10 protein-coding genes and 1 pseudogene are annotated in these 14,571 nt (G+C 67.5%); 6 read left to right on the top strand and 5 right to left on the bottom strand.

Annotated features, from left to right (window positions below; translation table 11 throughout):
* Nucleotides 1-18: 18 nt before the first annotated feature.
* Entirely contained in the window at nt 19-3,729 is a 3,711-nt protein-coding gene (locus B141_RS0125925; protein WP_020578104.1) for an ABC transporter ATP-binding protein, read from the bottom strand.
* Between the two features lie 183 nt (nt 3,730-3,912).
* On the bottom strand, nt 3,913-4,773 hold the full coding sequence (locus tag B141_RS0125920) for an alpha/beta fold hydrolase (protein ID WP_157181281.1): 861 nt from the start codon (nt 4,771-4,773) through the stop codon (nt 3,913-3,915).
* A gap of 218 nt (nt 4,774-4,991) precedes the next feature.
* Here B141_RS0125920 and B141_RS0125915 point away from each other — a divergent pair, with 218 nt between their 5' ends.
* From B141_RS0125915 to B141_RS0125895, 5 genes are all read left to right on the top strand, one after another.
* On the top strand, nt 4,992-5,426 hold the full coding sequence (locus B141_RS0125915) for a hypothetical protein (RefSeq protein ID WP_157181280.1): 435 nt from the start codon (nt 4,992-4,994) through the stop codon (nt 5,424-5,426).
* A 71-nt stretch (nt 5,427-5,497) separates the two neighbouring features.
* A complete protein-coding gene (locus tag B141_RS0125910; RefSeq protein ID WP_026257588.1) occupies nt 5,498-6,118 on the top strand; it encodes a class F sortase in 621 nt (206 codons plus the stop codon).
* Nucleotides 6,119-6,282: 164 nt separating this feature from the next.
* Nucleotides 6,283-7,797, top strand: a complete 1,515-nt coding sequence (locus B141_RS0125905; protein WP_020578100.1) for a hypothetical protein — start codon at nt 6,283-6,285, stop codon at nt 7,795-7,797.
* 12 nt (nt 7,798-7,809) lie between these two features.
* A complete protein-coding gene (locus B141_RS42775; RefSeq protein ID WP_020578099.1) occupies nt 7,810-8,346 on the top strand; it encodes a phosphotransferase-like protein in 537 nt (178 codons plus the stop codon).
* Between the two features lie 49 nt (nt 8,347-8,395).
* Nucleotides 8,396-9,031: a class I SAM-dependent methyltransferase gene (locus B141_RS0125895; protein WP_020578098.1), complete on the top strand. Its 636-nt coding sequence runs from the start codon at nt 8,396-8,398 to the stop codon at nt 9,029-9,031.
* A gap of 68 nt (nt 9,032-9,099) precedes the next feature.
* Here the strand turns inward: B141_RS0125895 and B141_RS0125890 are convergent, their stop codons facing one another.
* From B141_RS0125890 to B141_RS46095, 3 genes are all read right to left on the bottom strand, one after another.
* Nucleotides 9,100-10,920 carry an ABC transporter ATP-binding protein gene (locus B141_RS0125890; protein WP_020578097.1) on the bottom strand — a complete coding sequence of 607 codons (1,821 nt, stop codon included), beginning with the start codon at nt 10,918-10,920 and terminating at the stop codon, nt 9,100-9,102.
* A complete protein-coding gene (locus tag B141_RS42770; RefSeq protein WP_084678519.1) occupies nt 10,917-11,603 on the bottom strand; it encodes a helix-turn-helix domain-containing protein in 687 nt (228 codons plus the stop codon). The genes B141_RS0125890 and B141_RS42770 overlap by 4 nt, the downstream gene beginning before the upstream one ends.
* Nucleotides 11,604-11,674: 71 nt before the next feature.
* Nucleotides 11,675-13,396: a hypothetical protein gene (locus B141_RS46095; protein WP_157181279.1), complete on the bottom strand. Its 1,722-nt coding sequence runs from the start codon at nt 13,394-13,396 to the stop codon at nt 11,675-11,677.
* Between the two features lie 135 nt (nt 13,397-13,531).
* On the opposite strand from B141_RS46095, the pseudogene B141_RS0125875 reads away from it, so the two are divergent.
* Nucleotides 13,532-14,019: pseudogene (locus tag B141_RS0125875) on the top strand (transposase family protein); the annotation flags it as partial.
* Nucleotides 14,020-14,571: the final 552 nt, after the last annotated feature.

The raw sequence follows: 14,571 nt of genomic DNA, 5'->3' as shown, positions 1-14,571 counted from the left end.
ACGTACAGACGTACGTGATCACGCCTTCATGGCCTCCGTCGGCGTGCGGGCTGTCGTATCGTCGCCGGCGAAGGCCGCCCACAGGCGGGCGTAGGGGCCCTCTGATCTGAGGAGCGAATCGTGGGTGCCGGTCTCGACGATGCGGCCGGCGTCGACGACCACGATCCGGTCCGCCCGCGCGGCGGTGGTGAGCCGGTGGGCGATGACGAGGGTGGTACGCCGGGCCGCCAGTCGTTCGGTGGCCTGGATGACGGCGGCCTCGGTCGCGAGGTCGAGGGCCGCGGTGGCCTCGTCGAGCAGGAGGATGTCGGGATCGACGAGTTCGGCCCGGGCGAGGGCCAGCAGCTGGCGTTGCCCGGCGGAGAGCCCGTGCCCGCGCTCACCGACCGGATGGAGATAGCCGTACCTCAACGTCGCGATCATCTCGTGCGCGCCGACTGCCCGGGCGGCGCGTTCGACCTCGGAGTCGGTGGCGTCGGGACGGCCGTAGGCGATCGCGTCGCGAACGCTGCCCGAGAAGAGGTAGGCCTCCTGGGGCACCACGCCGAGCCGCTGGCGGTAGCCCGCCAGGTCGAGGGTGCGCAGGTCTGCTCCGTCAGCGCGGACCGCTCCGGCGGTGGGATCATAGAACCTCGCCACCAGTTTCATCATGGTCGACTTGCCGGCACCAGTTTCGCCGACCACGGCGACAGTCTCACCGGGCTGGATCCGCAGGTCGACCCCGCGAAGCGCCTCCTCCTCCCCGGCCGCATAGCTGAACCGCACCTCCTCGAACGCGACCTCGCCGGAAAGCGTCCGGACTGCCGCCGGTGAGTTGGCCGCCGGTGTCGAGGTCGGTGTCTGGAGGAGTTCGGTGATCCGGCGCAGGCCGACCTTGGCCCGCTGGTAGCCGTCGAACACCTGTGACATCTGCTGGAGCGGCCCGAACAGCATGGTCACATACAGCGTGAACGCGACGATCCCACCGGCGGTGAGGCTGCCGCCGGCGACCAGTCCGGCTCCCACGCCGAGGACGATGGCAACGGCAAGCTCGTTCGCGAGCTCAACGACGGAAAGGAAAACCGCCAGGAGCACCTGCGCCCGCATCCGCGCCGAGCGGTAGTCGGCGCTGAGGGTGCTGAACACCTGAAGGTTGTGGGCTTCCCGGCCGTACGCCTGGGCGACGCGGATACCGGCGACGTTCTCCTGGAAGTTCGCGTTCACCTCGCTGAGGCGTTCCCGGGCCGCGTCGTACGCCCTCGTGGAGTACCTGCGGTAGAGGAGGGCGGCCACGAGGAAGGGCGGGACCATCGGGAGCACTGCGGCTGTGAGCCCCACGTCGAGCGCGGCCATCACACCAAGGACACCGAAGAAGGAGATGCCCGCGACTACCGCCTGCCCAAGACCCGACTGGACGAACGACGTCAACGCGTCGATGTCGCTCGTCATCCGCGTCATCACATGCCCGCCGCGCTCGCGCTCGTAATAGTCGAGCCCGAGCCGATGCAGCTGGGCGTACATCTTCGTCCGCAGCCAGAACACCATGCTCTCGCCGGCCCGGCCGACCGCGAGTTGTTGGACGCCGCGCACGAGCCAGGCCAGCAGGACAATGCAGAGGGCTACCGCGGAGAACGTGAACAGCGCCCGCGCGTCGTCCTGGTTGACCCCGTGGTCGATACCGGCCCGGGTGAGCCATGGAATGGCCAGCTGGGCCGCCGCGTCGAGGATCAGCAAGGCGAGCACGAGGGAGAGAGCGGAGCGGAATGGCTTGAACAACTGCCCGAGGGTGAAGGCTGGCGCGGGTGCACGGGCAGCCGTGATCTCGATCGAGGGTACGTCGTCAGCAGGTGGCAGTGCGGCGACCTTCGCGGCCTGGTCCGCTGGTAGGCCGGAGCCTCCACCGAAGATCCCCATGCCCTCTTCGGGAGGTGGGGTGTTCCACAGCTTCGGGGACACCCCGGCGTCGGACGGCCGCGGGTCGGTGGTCGCGGCCAGGTCGTCAGGCTCTTCTACTCCGTCGATCTCGCTGTCATGGCCCGACAGCAGAAGCTGGTAGCGCGGGCACCGGGCGAGGAGTTCGTCGTGCGTACCCACATCGACGACCTGCCCTCTGTGCAGGACGGCGATCCGATCGGCGAGCCTCAGTGTGCTTCGTCGATGCGCGATCAGAAGCGTGGTGCGTCCCCGCATCACCCGGCGCAGCGTGGCATGGATCTCGGCCTCCACGCCGGCGTCGACGGCGGAGGTGGCGTCGTCGAGGACGAGCACCTTCGGATCCGCGAGGATGGCCCGGGCGAGCGCGACCCGTTGGCGCTGGCCTCCCGACAGGGTGAGGCCGCGTTCGCCGACGACCGTGTCGTAGCCCTCGGGCAGGGCACGGATGAAGGTGTCGGCCTCGGCTGCCTGGGCCGCCGCCACCACGTCGTCGTCGGTGGCGTCCGGCCGGCCGAAGGCGATGTTGGAGCGAACGGTGTCGGAGAAGAGGAAGCTCTCCTCGAACACCATTCCCAACCGCGAACGCAACGAGGACGTCCGGAACTCCCGGAGGTCTCGCCCACCCAACCGGACCGTGCCGCTCAGCGGGTCGTAGAAACGGGCCAGCAACAGCGCGACGGTGGACTTGCCTGAACCCGCGCCGCCTACCAGGGCAAGGGTTTCGCCCGGCTCGATCCGTAGCGAGACGTCGCGGAGCACCGGATGGTCGGGGTCGTAGCCGAACGTCACGTTGTCCAGATCGATCCGCGTCGCGTCCACGGGAACGTCAGTCGCGTCGGGGCGGTCGGTGATGGACGATTGGGCGTCGATGATGTCGTACAGCCGGATCAGTCCGGCCTTCGCCGTCTGCCACCAGGCGAAGTTGCCGACGAACATCATGACCGGGCCGATCATCGAAGCCAGGTAGGTGGCGAACGCGAGGAACGTCCCGAGCGTGATGTCGGCGCGCAGGGCCAGCCAGCCACCAAGGGCAAGGACGCCGACCTGACCGAGAGCCGGGATCGCGTTGAAAGTCGGAAAGAACCTGCTCGCCAGGCGGGTACGCCGCAGGCCGGCGGCGTACAGCTGTCCCAGCGAGGACTCGAGCTTCTCCTGCTCCCGTTGCTCCTGCCCGAAACCCTTCACCACGCGGACGCCGGTGACCGCGGCCTCGACCACGCCGGCCACGTCCCCGGAACGCTGGGAGTAGTCCCAGAACGCCGGGAAGAGGACCCGCGCGCCCCGCCGTGCCACCAACGCGAGTGCCGGAACCATCACCAGCGCGACGATTGTGAGAAGGGGCGAGAGAACGAGCATGATGCCGAGTGACATCAGGAACAGCACGAGGTTGGACGCGAGGAGCGGGGCATTCTCCAGCAGGCGTTCGACCATCGCGACGTCGGAGATCGCCCGGCTGACCACCTGGCCGGTCCGCAGTCGGTCCTGCTGGCGTCCATCCAGGCGCTGAAGGGACGCGAAGAGATCCCTGCGTAACTCGTATTCGACGCCGTACGCCAGTTTGTTCGCCTGGATCCGACGCAGGATGCTGAGCAGCAGGCGGAGCATGCCGGCGGCGACAAGGAGAGCCAGCCACGGCGTGAGGGGTGCGCGGTGGGCGACGATGACGTTGTCGACGACCTCGCGAACGATCAACGGGGTGATCGCCGCCAGCGCGCTCGCGCCCAAGGAACCAACGAATCCGAGCACGATCGCGCGGCGATAACGTCCGCAGTAACCCATGAGTCGACGTAGCCAGAGCCGTTCGAAGTTCGCCACTGGACCGACCTCCCCGTCGCCGGGGGCACAGCCTAGGTCCTACGGGGTGTCGTGACGACCACCTTTCGCTTAATGCGGAAAGCCCTTGCCGGATACGAGGCGGCGTGGGTAACGTTGACGCTGAACCCCATAACTTCCCGCCGCGGATCGCGCCGTGCGCGCTCGAATGGCCACCTGGATTTCTCAAGCTCTGAGGAAGTGGCCGATCCTGTCGACGATCGCGGGATGGTCCTCACTGAACCAGATGAGATGGCTGTCCGCCTGGCTCACCACGAGTTCGGCCCGGTCGATGCCGGCGACCAGGGCTTCGGCGTGAGCGAAGTCCACCGCCCCGTCGTTCCGACTCGCGATGACAAGGGTGGGTTGACAGACGTCCGAGGTCAGGTCGGGCGCTGCGTGGAGGTCGTTCAGGAAGCCTTGTCCTGAACGCATCTGGGAGAACAATCCGACGAGTGCGGCGCGCTGGTCCGGGCTCAGAGCGGCGACCACGCGGTCCGCCGGTTTTGTGGAGAGGTCGCCCAGGAGCAGGTGAAGTCCACGCGTCGGGTTGGCCCGCAGGAGTGCGCGCACCATGGCCCAGGTCGCCCGCTCGGTCACGCCGTTGAACGCCACCCGCGCCGCTATGCGGGTCCGCCGGTCGGGCCAGGGGTGAAAGCTGAGGGCGCTCTCCAGGATGAGGCGTTCCACGAACGCCGGGTGTCGAGCCGCCAGCGTGACCGCGGTACGGCCACCGGCGGAGACACCCATCACCGCGGTTACCCGGTCGATGTCGAGCCGCCCGCACAACTCGCGAACGGCGTCGGCGAAGCCGGCTGGTGTCCGGCCGGTGCGCAGTGGGGTGCGGCCGTAGCCGGGGCGGGACGGCGCGAGGACCGTGTAGCCGTGCTCGGCGAAGACCTCCTCGCCGAGCGCGAGGCCGGCACGATTGTGCCCACCGTGCAGGACCACGACGGAAGCCTCGCCGCGGGGTTCGAGACGGTACTCGACCGGACCGGCGTCGAGGTGAGCGATGGACGTCGGCCGCTCGCTACCGTTCATCGCCATCGTGTTCTCCCAGCGTTCTCGCGGCCCGGGTAGCGGCGGCCTCTATTGGCCGATCCACCGGATGCAACCGATCATGCCCGTCGGCGCTCATCAAGGCGAGCGTCAGGCCCTGGACCTGAGGCCGTGAGGTGGGGCTGGAACCACCTAGTTGGGTGGGCCCAGACGGGCGAAGCCCGGGTGGGGCCGGAACCACATATCTGTAGTGGGAGGGAATCGCTGTGCTGCTGAGGAGAGTCGCGGCGGTGCTGGCCGCCTGCGCGTTGGGGTTCGCCGGCTTGGCCGGAAGCGCCGTCGCCTCGGAGGAAGAGGAATGGCCGATCGAGGGTGTCTGCGAGGGGGAGCAGCCCGTCATCGACGTTCTGTACGACGGGCCGTGGCAGATCGTCACCATTCCGGGGGGCGAGACGGTCGAGTCGGGGACCGGACCGGAGCTTGGTATCGAGGTCAGCCGTGGGCAGGCCTACGAGTTCGTGACGGAGCCGCAGGGCGAGTACGAGCGGTGGCCGTTCGAGGTGCCCGAGGATGCCTGCGAGGAGGGTGAGCCTCCGACAGCCCCGCCGGCCGGTGGTGGCGAGCAGCCGCCGACGCGGACCACGCCGGATGTGAAGCTGCCCACCCGCATCGACACCGGTGGTGGCGGCACCGCTGCCTGATGTGCCCGTCGGGCGAGGCGGGTGGTCGACGCCTCGCCCGGATCTTCGATGCTGGAAAGGCCTTCTCGAACATGACCCGCCGGTTCCGCTGGCTCATCGTCGTACTTTCCGCCGTTCTCGTGGCCGGCTGTGGTGGCTCCACGGCAACGACGACCAAAACGCCAGCGCCACGGCAGGAGGCGACCAGCTCACCATCAGCGTCGCCCTCCGCGACCAAGGTCGCGCGCCCCACGCCGAACGCCGCCAAGGTCGCCGATCCAGCCAAGCTCTCGATCCCCGCGATCGGTGTGAAGGCCGATCTCATCGAGCTTGGTCTGAAGCCTGACGGAGCGATGGAGGTGCCGGAGTACGACCGCAACCTGGCGGGCTGGTACACCGAAGGCCCTCGACCGGGTGAGCCCGGCCCGGCGGTCGTCGCCGCGCATGTCGACTCCAAGCATGGGCCCGATGTGTTCTGGCGACTGAAGGAGCTGTCCGCCGGCGACAAGGTCACGATCATCGACCGGGCTGGAGCCGAGCACACGTTCGTGGTCGAACGACTCGCACAGCACGACAAGGATTCCTTGCCCTATAAGGAGATCTGGGGACGTACGCGTGGCCCGGCGCTCCGGTTGATCACCTGCAGCGGTCCGTACGTCCGTTCCAACGGCGGCTACCAGCAGAACCTCATCGTGTACGCGCACGCTGCCTAGACCGAGAGCGCGTCTGCCGGGCAAAGCCGGGTGGGCATCGGACCCCGACAGTTCCAGAGGCAACCTCGTCCAATCCCTTGTGCGTATGTAGTACAGGACTCGGACGGAGAAGACCCATGCCTCGACGCCCTGGCCGCTTGCGGCGCTCGGTTTCAGTTGTCCTTATGACGGCGGTGTTCGTTGTGCTCGGCGCCTGCGGAGGTGCCGGGCCGGGATCGGACAGCACCCGGGGAGGCACCACCTCGGCGACTCCTGCGGGGACGCCCACCACGCCCGCCACGCCCGCGTCCAGGACTCCGGCGGCCGCCGATCCGGCCAACCTCGACTGCCGGCCCCGCAGCACCCCCGAAAGCCCGCCGCCTCGCCAAGGCTCACCGAAGATCGTCAGCGCGAACGCCGTCGACTGCGAGATCACCCCGGGCGGAGGAGCCGCGAGGTTCCAGTTGGTGGTCGCGAACCCTTCCGGGCGAAGCTTCCGTGATGGGCGGCTCGCCTTTTCCTACGCCTGGGGAGGTAAGCCCGAGGACCTGAGGCTCGAATACCTCGATGGTTCGACCTGGAAGCGGCTCGCGATGAGCTGGAACGACCCGGAAGAACCCGAGTTGCTCGAGAGCGCAGCTATTCCGGTCGCCTTCGCGCCCCGGCAGACCAGGACGTTCGACCTGCGGGTCAGCCTGCCGGCGGACTTCGCAACCAGCGCGGGCGAGGTGAGCTTCGGAGGCGGGGCCAGCCTGCGGGTGCCGGGCGGGAAGGGGCGGGAGTTCCTCAGCGTCGCGCGCGGACTCGAGTTCGCACTCAACCCGTCCAAGGGAACGCCTGTCAACCTCCGGTTGCCTCACCGGGTGACACCTGGCCAGGCGCCGGTGGAGTTCCCGGCGTACGTCGACAACACCACCGGTCGGGCGTACATCCACAACCGGCTCGACCTCACGATCGACGGCGTGTACGCCAAGGAAACAAGGCTTGAGGTCTTCCGCGATGGCGCGTGGCATCCGGTGACGCTGGTGGAAACCGGCACCGACGGCGAGGTCGCGGGGTCGATCACGAGTGGCTTCAATATGCCGTACAATTTCTCACGCGAATATCGGCTGCGGATCCGGCTGGGCTTTGGCGCCACGCGCTGGGGAGCCAATCCCCTTATGTCCCTGGCTCTTGTGAATCTCGACGCTCGCGGCCGGGACGCCAACCTCGGGCAGGTGCGCCGACTGCTCCACGTCAATCTCCCGGCGATCCAGCTGCGGGTGCCGGACGGGATGAGAGCGCCGGGTTCGGTGGAGATCCCGGTGAGTTTCGAGAACTCCACCAGCGCTGACTATCCGCCGTTGCACGTGGAGCTCACCATTACGAACCCGCCGCGTGCGGACTGGCTCCGGGTGCGGTACCGCGAGGTTGGTACGCGGACGTGGAACGCCCTGACTCCGCGTCGGGTTGAAGATCAGTTCAACGCCTGGGCGGTGGACCTGCCGCCGCCGCGCGCGGCCGGCACGCCCAGCGGGTTCCACGTCGCGTACGACGTTCAGGTGGGCCTCACGCGATGGGATCCCGAAGTGGGCAATCTGATCCATGTCGCGGCGGTTCTCAAGCTGGCCGATGGTTCGGTCGCATCACCTTCTACTCTTGGGGCCACCAACGGCTACATCGGCGTCGAGGCTGGCAGGGAGGCAGGCCCGCGCCGCTAGGAGGAGGAGCCGATGCCGTCATCCGTACGTACGTTGGTGATCCTGCTGTCGGGTCCGTCATCCTCGGGCAAGACAACGCTGGCCCGGGCGCTGCTGGACAGGTGTGCGGTCCCAGTGATGCATGTTGAGGCGGACCGCGCGTTTCCGGCGATGCCCGCACAGACAGGCAGTTGGGATCGCCTTGGCCTGACGCGGGCGGACGCGGTGCTGGCGTTCCATCGGTCGATCGCGGTGTGGGCGCAGGCGGGCTTTCCGCTGATCGTGGACGGGTCGCTGCCGTACGAAGATCGCGAGCTGCGGGACGCCTGCCTGCAGGTGTTCGGTCCGTTCGACCTACGTCTGGTCGGGGTCCGTGCGTCCCTCGCAGCCCTGAACCACCGGGAGGTTGCCCGTCCTGAGGTCCGTCCGGCGGGTTGGGCGGCCCGGCAGGCGCAGGACATCCACGACGGAATGGAGTACGCCGCGACCGTCGACACCTCGAACGCGACGCCGGACGAATGCGCCGACCGCGTTCTCGCGCTGCTCGGTCTCGCTGGCCGACCAGCATGAACCACATCTCGCACCGCGCTGTCGGTGCGCGGGAGTAGCCTCGCCGGCCATGACGATTCGGTACGAGCAGGTCCTCGGCAGCCTTCGTACGGCCTACGACGGCGGCGCCGCGGCGCGGGACCAGTGGGAAAAGTCGCCGTGGAAGGTCAGGGAGCGCGCGACCTTTCTCGACCGACTTCGAGCAGAGAAATGCGGTCGGCTGCTGGAGGTCGGCGCTGGCACTGGCCAGGACAGCCTCTTCTTTCAGGAGAACGGGCTCGAGGTGGTCGCGACTGACCTCTCGCCGTCGATGGTCGAGCGCTGCCGGGAGAAGGGCCTCGACGCCAGGGTGGTCGACTTCTTGAGCCTGGACTTTCCTCCGGGTTCCTTCGACGCTGCGTATGCGCTGAACTGCCTGCTCCACGTACCGAACGCCGATCTCCCAGCGGTCCTGCGGGCGATCCGGGAAGTGCTGCGGCCGGGCGGATTGTTCTTCCTTGGTGTCTACGGCGGACAGGAAGGGGAGGGGCGGGTCGAGGTCGATCAGCACAATCCGCCGCGGTTCTTCTCCTGGCGCACCGACGAGCAGATTCAGCAGTACGCCCGCCAGGCTTTCGAGATCGTGGACTTCCAGGTCGTGGAGGAGGACGGGATTCGCTTCCAGTCGCTGACACTTCGTCGCCCGGCAGCGGGAGATACGGACTGACACTCGTTCCAGCCCTCGCTGGCCAGAAGATTGTGGAGATTCCGGGGTGCTCTGGGCCCCCGCAGTTTTCACAATCTCGGGCCGGCGTACGCCCGGGACTGCAGCTGATACATCCGGGCGTAGCGGCCGTCGAGCGCCATGAGCTCCTCGTGACTACCGTGCTCCACCAGCCGGCCTTCGTGGAGAACGAGGATCCGGTCGGCTGAGCGTACGGTCGAGAAGCGGTGGGAGATGAGGACGACGGTGCGGCCGGTACGCAGACCCTGGATCGTGTCGAACAACGCGGCTTCGGCCTCGGCGTCCAGAGCGGCTGTGGGTTCGTCCAGCACGATGAACGACGCAGCACGGAACAACACGCGTGCGATCGCCACCCGCTGCCACTGGCCGCCGGACAGATCGGTGCCGCCCTCGACCTCGACGCCAAGCGGGGTGTCGAACCCATCCGGCAGCCGCCGCAGAAAGTCCGCCGCACCCGCCCGGTGCGCCGCGTCCTCGATCGCCTTCCGGTCGGCGATCCGGTCCACGTCGCCGACGCCGATGTTGTCGGCCGCGGAGAACCAATAGCGTCCGAAGTCCTGGAACACCGGCCCGACCTGCGAGAGGCCACCGTCGCTGGTCAGATCGGAGACCGGCTCGCCGTCCCAGCGCACGCTGCCATCGGTGGGTTCGTACAACCCACACAGCAGTTTGGCGAGGGTGGTCTTGCCGGAACCGTTGTGGCCGACGATCGCGATCACCTCGCCGGCACGGATCTTGAAGCTGATCTGGTCAAGAGCCTTGGTCGGCTGGGAGGCGTACGTAAAGGAGACGTTGACAACCGACAACGTGCTGAACGGTTTCACCTCGACCGTGCGGTGGGGCCGTGCCTGCTCGGCCGCGGCGCGGAGTCCAACGAACTCCTCCAGGTAGAGCCCATGCTCCATGGTCTGCGCGAGGCTCGTGGCGGCCTGCTGAGAGCGGTTGGCGAGGAGGAGGACAGCGACACAGCCGGTGGCCGCGGATCCGAGCGTGAGGTCGCCACGGCGTACGAAGAAATACACCAGGAACAGCACCACGCCAAGGACAAGCGCTCCGACCAGACTGCCTATGAGAGAACGGCGAACGAACCTCCGGATCAGTGCGCGGATACCGTCGATCCGCTCGTCGTACAGCGTCGACCAGCGGTTGAGGAGGTACGACGCGAGCCGGAACGCGCGGACCTCGGGCGCGGACTGGCGGCCATGCACGATCCGCTCCAGGTGCGCGCGGGCGCGATCGCCCGGTGTGTTGCCGAAGCTGAAGGAGTACATCTCCTCGCTGTTGGCCCGTCCGATCAGCCACAGGGGAATGCTGGCCACCAGGGTGATCGGCACCAGCCACGGGCTCACCACCGCAAGACCCATGGCGATGCCCGCGCCGCCGACGATCGCGCCGAGGAGTTGCGGTACGGCCATGGCCACCATCAACGGACTGTGGGTGCCGTTGCGCGTAGCGCGCTCGAGGCGGTCATGGAAGTCGGGGGAGTCGAACTCCCGTAGCGGCACGTGCGCCGCGAGCCGTAGGACGATCTCGCTGCAGTGGCGTACGGTCCGCTCGGCGAGCAGTCGGTGCATGCCCGCACCCGCCGCGCTGGCGAACGACACGATGCCGGCAATGCCGATCGCCGCCGCGACCAGCCAGCCGAGCCGAGGTGTCAATGCCGCCTTGTCGCCTTGGGCGATGAGTTCCTGCAGGAGTGCGTTGCCGATCACCAGCAACCCGGCAGTGCCCACCCCGGTGATCGCGAACAGGCCAATCACTCCAAGGAACGCTCCACGGCCGGCTTCGGCGACCAGCGGAATGGCGCGCAGGAACGCGAGGCTGTGCGCCGACCGGCGAATCTTCGCGGGGTCCTTCTGTGGGCTGATCATCGTGGACGCCGGGGAGCGCGCGTCCGATCGGCGTCGCGACCGCGATCGCGAGCACCACCGCTACCGTGAGGGGCGCCACGACCTCGGTCGGCGCTCTGATCGCGACGGTCGGGCGGGTCGCTCGGGAATCCCCACGTGGCGATCGTGACCCGCTTCGCACCTTTGGGGGCTTCGCCCGCCGGCCGGCGGTACGGCGCGAGGACGGCCATGATCTGCTCACTCACCTCGGCGAGTTCGTCAGCGGTCATCCGAGTCTGGAACTCCATTTCGAAGCCGGCGCTCCGCCACTTCTTCGTGTAACTGGCGGATTCGGCCACCCAGCGTTCGATCCGGCGGAACACCAGGTTCCTCAGGCCGGCGCTCACCACCTGCGCCGCGCGACGCGCCTCGCCGTCCAGATCCTCCTCGTGGATCGCGAGTCCGCCGGAGATGCTGCGCCAGGGTCTGGACCGTCCCTTGCCGCCTTCGGCTTCCTCGATGAAGCCGTACTTCGCCAACGTACGCAGGTGGAACGACGTGTTCGCCGGGCTCTCACCGATCCGCTCGCCGAGCTCGGTCGCGGTCAGACTCCCTTCCTGGCGCAGGATCTCCAGCAGCTGGAGGCGTACTGGATGGGCCATCGCTCGCATCGCTCTCGGGTCGCGGAGTATCCGGTCTCCTGACTGGGCATCGTCGAAAGGCATGTTTCGAAAGTAGTGTTGCGACGGTCTGATCGTCAAGGGCCCTCTGATTGGCCATCCGGATCGGGCCGGGCTCAGCGCGGTGCGGGGAGCTGGAGGAGCCGGGCGGCCCAGGCCAGCGCGGCGGCGCCCCGGCGCCTGCGTTGGGTGAACAACTCGGGCTTGGAATCGCGAGCTGGTGCGAGCAGCGCCTGCTGACCAGCGAGCAGTGCGGCGTGACTCGCGGCGTCGGGGCCCTGCAGGCCTTCGGGTGTGGGGCCGCCTTCGGCGTGCAGCGCGACCAGCCACGCGTGATGGTCGAACCACGGATTGCCGGCCGAGGCCGCGGCCCAGTCAGCGATGACCGTGCGGCCGCCGTGGTGCCAGATATTGCCGGCATGCACATCGAGATGAACCAGACGATCACCCTCGAGGGGTGCGGTGGCCGCCGCCGAACGAAGAACCGCAAGGTGGTCCTGGAGCCAGTCGTCCTGGCAGAGCTGGAGTCGCAGGAGTCGGGTGGGGTCGGAAGCGAGGACGTCCCAGGGGTTCAGATCTGCTGGGGGATCCTGCAAGCGGGGAAGGCGCGCGGGCGCTTGCCGGTCATGGATCTCGTTCAGGAGGTCTCGGACGATGGCGATGAGGTCGCGAGTCCAGGTTCGGATCCAGCCTTGCTCGGTTAGGTGCTCCAAGACCAGCAGGGGCATCGGCTCACGACAGCTCCCGACAACCCTTGGAAGGAACGGCGTTCCATCCAGGGCGTCGTACGCGTCAAGCTCGGCTTGCAGCTGGCGATGGCCACCGGGACCGGCTGTTTTGACGAAGACAGGAGCCGCATCGTCCAGATAAGCGAGGCGTCGAATTGCATTGGTGTGGCCGCCGGAATCCCGGGGGAGTTCGACCAGGCGGGCCACGGGCCGCTCGAGGACGCTGGAGACGTGCTCGGCGAGATCGTCGTCGTTCAGGTACGCGGTGGGGAGGGGACTACCGGACAGACGGGAGAGCAGTAGTTCTACGACGGGTTCGTTGGCGGTGCGTACGGCGCGCAGGGACGCCGGATCGGAGCGCCGCAGAGATTCGGTGACGAGCCGATAGATCAGCGCGCGGATGAGCAGTTGGTCCAGGTGTTGGTCATCCGTGAGCTGATCGAGAATGGTCGGCGCGGCGCCAGACCACACCAGGAGGTCTACTGCCGCGATCGCGAGTGCATAGCCGGCCGGACGCCAGTACGGCGAGAAATCGATCAGCGCGGGTGGCTGGCGATCGGCGAACAGCACATTGCCAGCGAGATCGCCGTGTATCAGTTGGCTGGGAAGATCGATCGGCTGCAGGGCTGCGGTGAGTGAGTCGAAGAGCCGCTGGAGTTCGGGCGCGATCTCCACGCTCGCCTCTCCCCAGGCGACGCGGTCAGCGATGGTCCACGCGTTCGGATCGCTGATCGTATCCAACCACTCAGGGCGAGGGACCGAAGTGAGCTGAGCGTGAAAGGCGCGGCTGGCAGCGACGAGGGCTGGCCATTGGCGTACTGGATCGGCTTCGCCTTCGACGAAGGCCCATGCTTCCCAGCCCTCCACGATCCATGAACCGTCTGTGGCTGCTTGTGGTCGAGGCACGCGGAACGCGGGATTGCTCAGTGCTGAGAGCTGGGTGAAGAGCTGGGCAATCCAGGGACCTGAACGGGAGTCGGCACCCGGTTTCAGGATCAGATCTCCGACCTGCCAGGTCTGACCGCTGCCGCCGGGCAGAAGGCGCGCAGGTCCGGATGCGCCGAACGCCGCGCACACAACTGGTGGGGGTCCGAGGTGGCGGCGGTCCATGCGGCGAGCCTAACGAGGAATGGGCGCGGCAGGACAGCGGATATCCGCGGAGCACTCGCTGGTCAAGTCCCGTGGGTGGGGTATTGGTCCTGCGCGCGTTGGCAGGGCCGGTACTGGTCTTCGCGGTACACCACTCTGTTCGACCAGTTCGGCGCTCGCTTCCAGCCCAGCCCGAGTTTTGACCCGTTCCATACCCTCAGGGTTCACAGGCGGCGGATCGCCGATCGGATCGTGTTCGACAAGCTGCTGATGGTGCTGCGGCTGGGCTGCTCTTATGAGGCGGTCGCGGACACCACCTGCTCGGCTTCAACGATCCGCAACCGCCGCGATGAGTGGATCAAGCTCGGCGTCTTCGGAAAGCTCAAACAACTGGCCTTGGCTGCCTACGACCGCGTGGTCGGGCTGAGGCTGAGCGATCTGGCCGTCGACGGATGCACCACCAAGAAACCTGGAGGCGGACAATGCTCAGACCGCTCAGCGGTCGACCGAGGCAAGCAAGGCATGAAACGCTCAAGCAAGGCATGAAACGCTCAAGCCTGGTTGATGGTTACGGCATGCCCCTCGGCCGCGTGCTCGCCGCGGCGAACCGTCGCGACTCCCCGCTGATGGCCGACGCCCTCGACAACCCGCCCGCAAGGTGGTTAGCCGAACGCGGGATGACCGGCCACCAAAACGCCGATGGCCCCAGCACTATTTGCGGACCTCTTAATCGGTCGGGCAGGCGTGCCACCTGCTCCAGATCTGGTCGGAACGCGCATGCCGGCAGGCTCGATCCCCTTCTCTGTAGGGGTTCTCGAGCCTGTCGACGTGTTTGTTTGTCCCGCGTCTTCCCGCGCTGGTTAGAACGGTGGGGGATCTGGATCGTTGTCGACGATCACGTAATTCCCCAGGTGTGAGGGTGTGACGATCACGTAATTCCCCACCGCGATCACGTATTTCCCCATGGGGACGGGGTGCGTGTCGTGAGGGATCTGGCCATCACGAACAGGAACTGTCTCCCCTTGACTGCATGCGGCAGAGACGGGGAGCCGATGGCAAGGAGAAGTTTCGACGTGGTTGACATCACTGAGATCCTCGTGCACTGGCACGCGGGTCGGTCGCAGAACGAGATCGCGGCCAGCCTGGGCGTGGATCGTAAGACGATCCGCAAGTACGTGGCCCCGGCGCAGGCCGCG

The sequence above is a fragment of the Actinopolymorpha alba DSM 45243 genome, from assembly GCF_000373925.1.
GTDB classification, from domain to species: Bacteria; Actinomycetota; Actinomycetes; order Propionibacteriales; family Actinopolymorphaceae; genus Actinopolymorpha; species Actinopolymorpha alba.
Note: the sequence above shows the minus strand (reverse complement) of the source record. Positions and strands in the feature narration are given on the sequence as shown.

Excerpts from the sequence above, each read along its gene's own strand:
- B141_RS0125920 (WP_157181281.1), bottom strand. The coding sequence starts at position 4,773 with ATGGCGATGAACGGTAGCGAGCGGCCGACGTCCATCGCTCACCTCGAC.
- B141_RS0125910 (WP_026257588.1), top strand. The coding sequence starts at position 5,498 with ATGACCCGCCGGTTCCGCTGGCTCATCGTCGTACTTTCCGCCGTTCTC.
- B141_RS0125905 (WP_020578100.1), top strand. The coding sequence starts at position 6,283 with ATGACGGCGGTGTTCGTTGTGCTCGGCGCCTGCGGAGGTGCCGGGCCG.
- B141_RS42775 (WP_020578099.1), top strand. The coding sequence starts at position 7,810 with ATGCCGTCATCCGTACGTACGTTGGTGATCCTGCTGTCGGGTCCGTCA.
- B141_RS0125895 (WP_020578098.1), top strand. The coding sequence starts at position 8,396 with ATGACGATTCGGTACGAGCAGGTCCTCGGCAGCCTTCGTACGGCCTAC.
- B141_RS0125890 (WP_020578097.1), bottom strand. The coding sequence starts at position 10,920 with ATGATCAGCCCACAGAAGGACCCCGCGAAGATTCGCCGGTCGGCGCAC.
- B141_RS42770 (WP_084678519.1), bottom strand. The coding sequence starts at position 11,603 with ATGCCTTTCGACGATGCCCAGTCAGGAGACCGGATACTCCGCGACCCG.
- B141_RS46095 (WP_157181279.1), bottom strand. The coding sequence starts at position 13,396 with ATGGACCGCCGCCACCTCGGACCCCCACCAGTTGTGTGCGCGGCGTTC.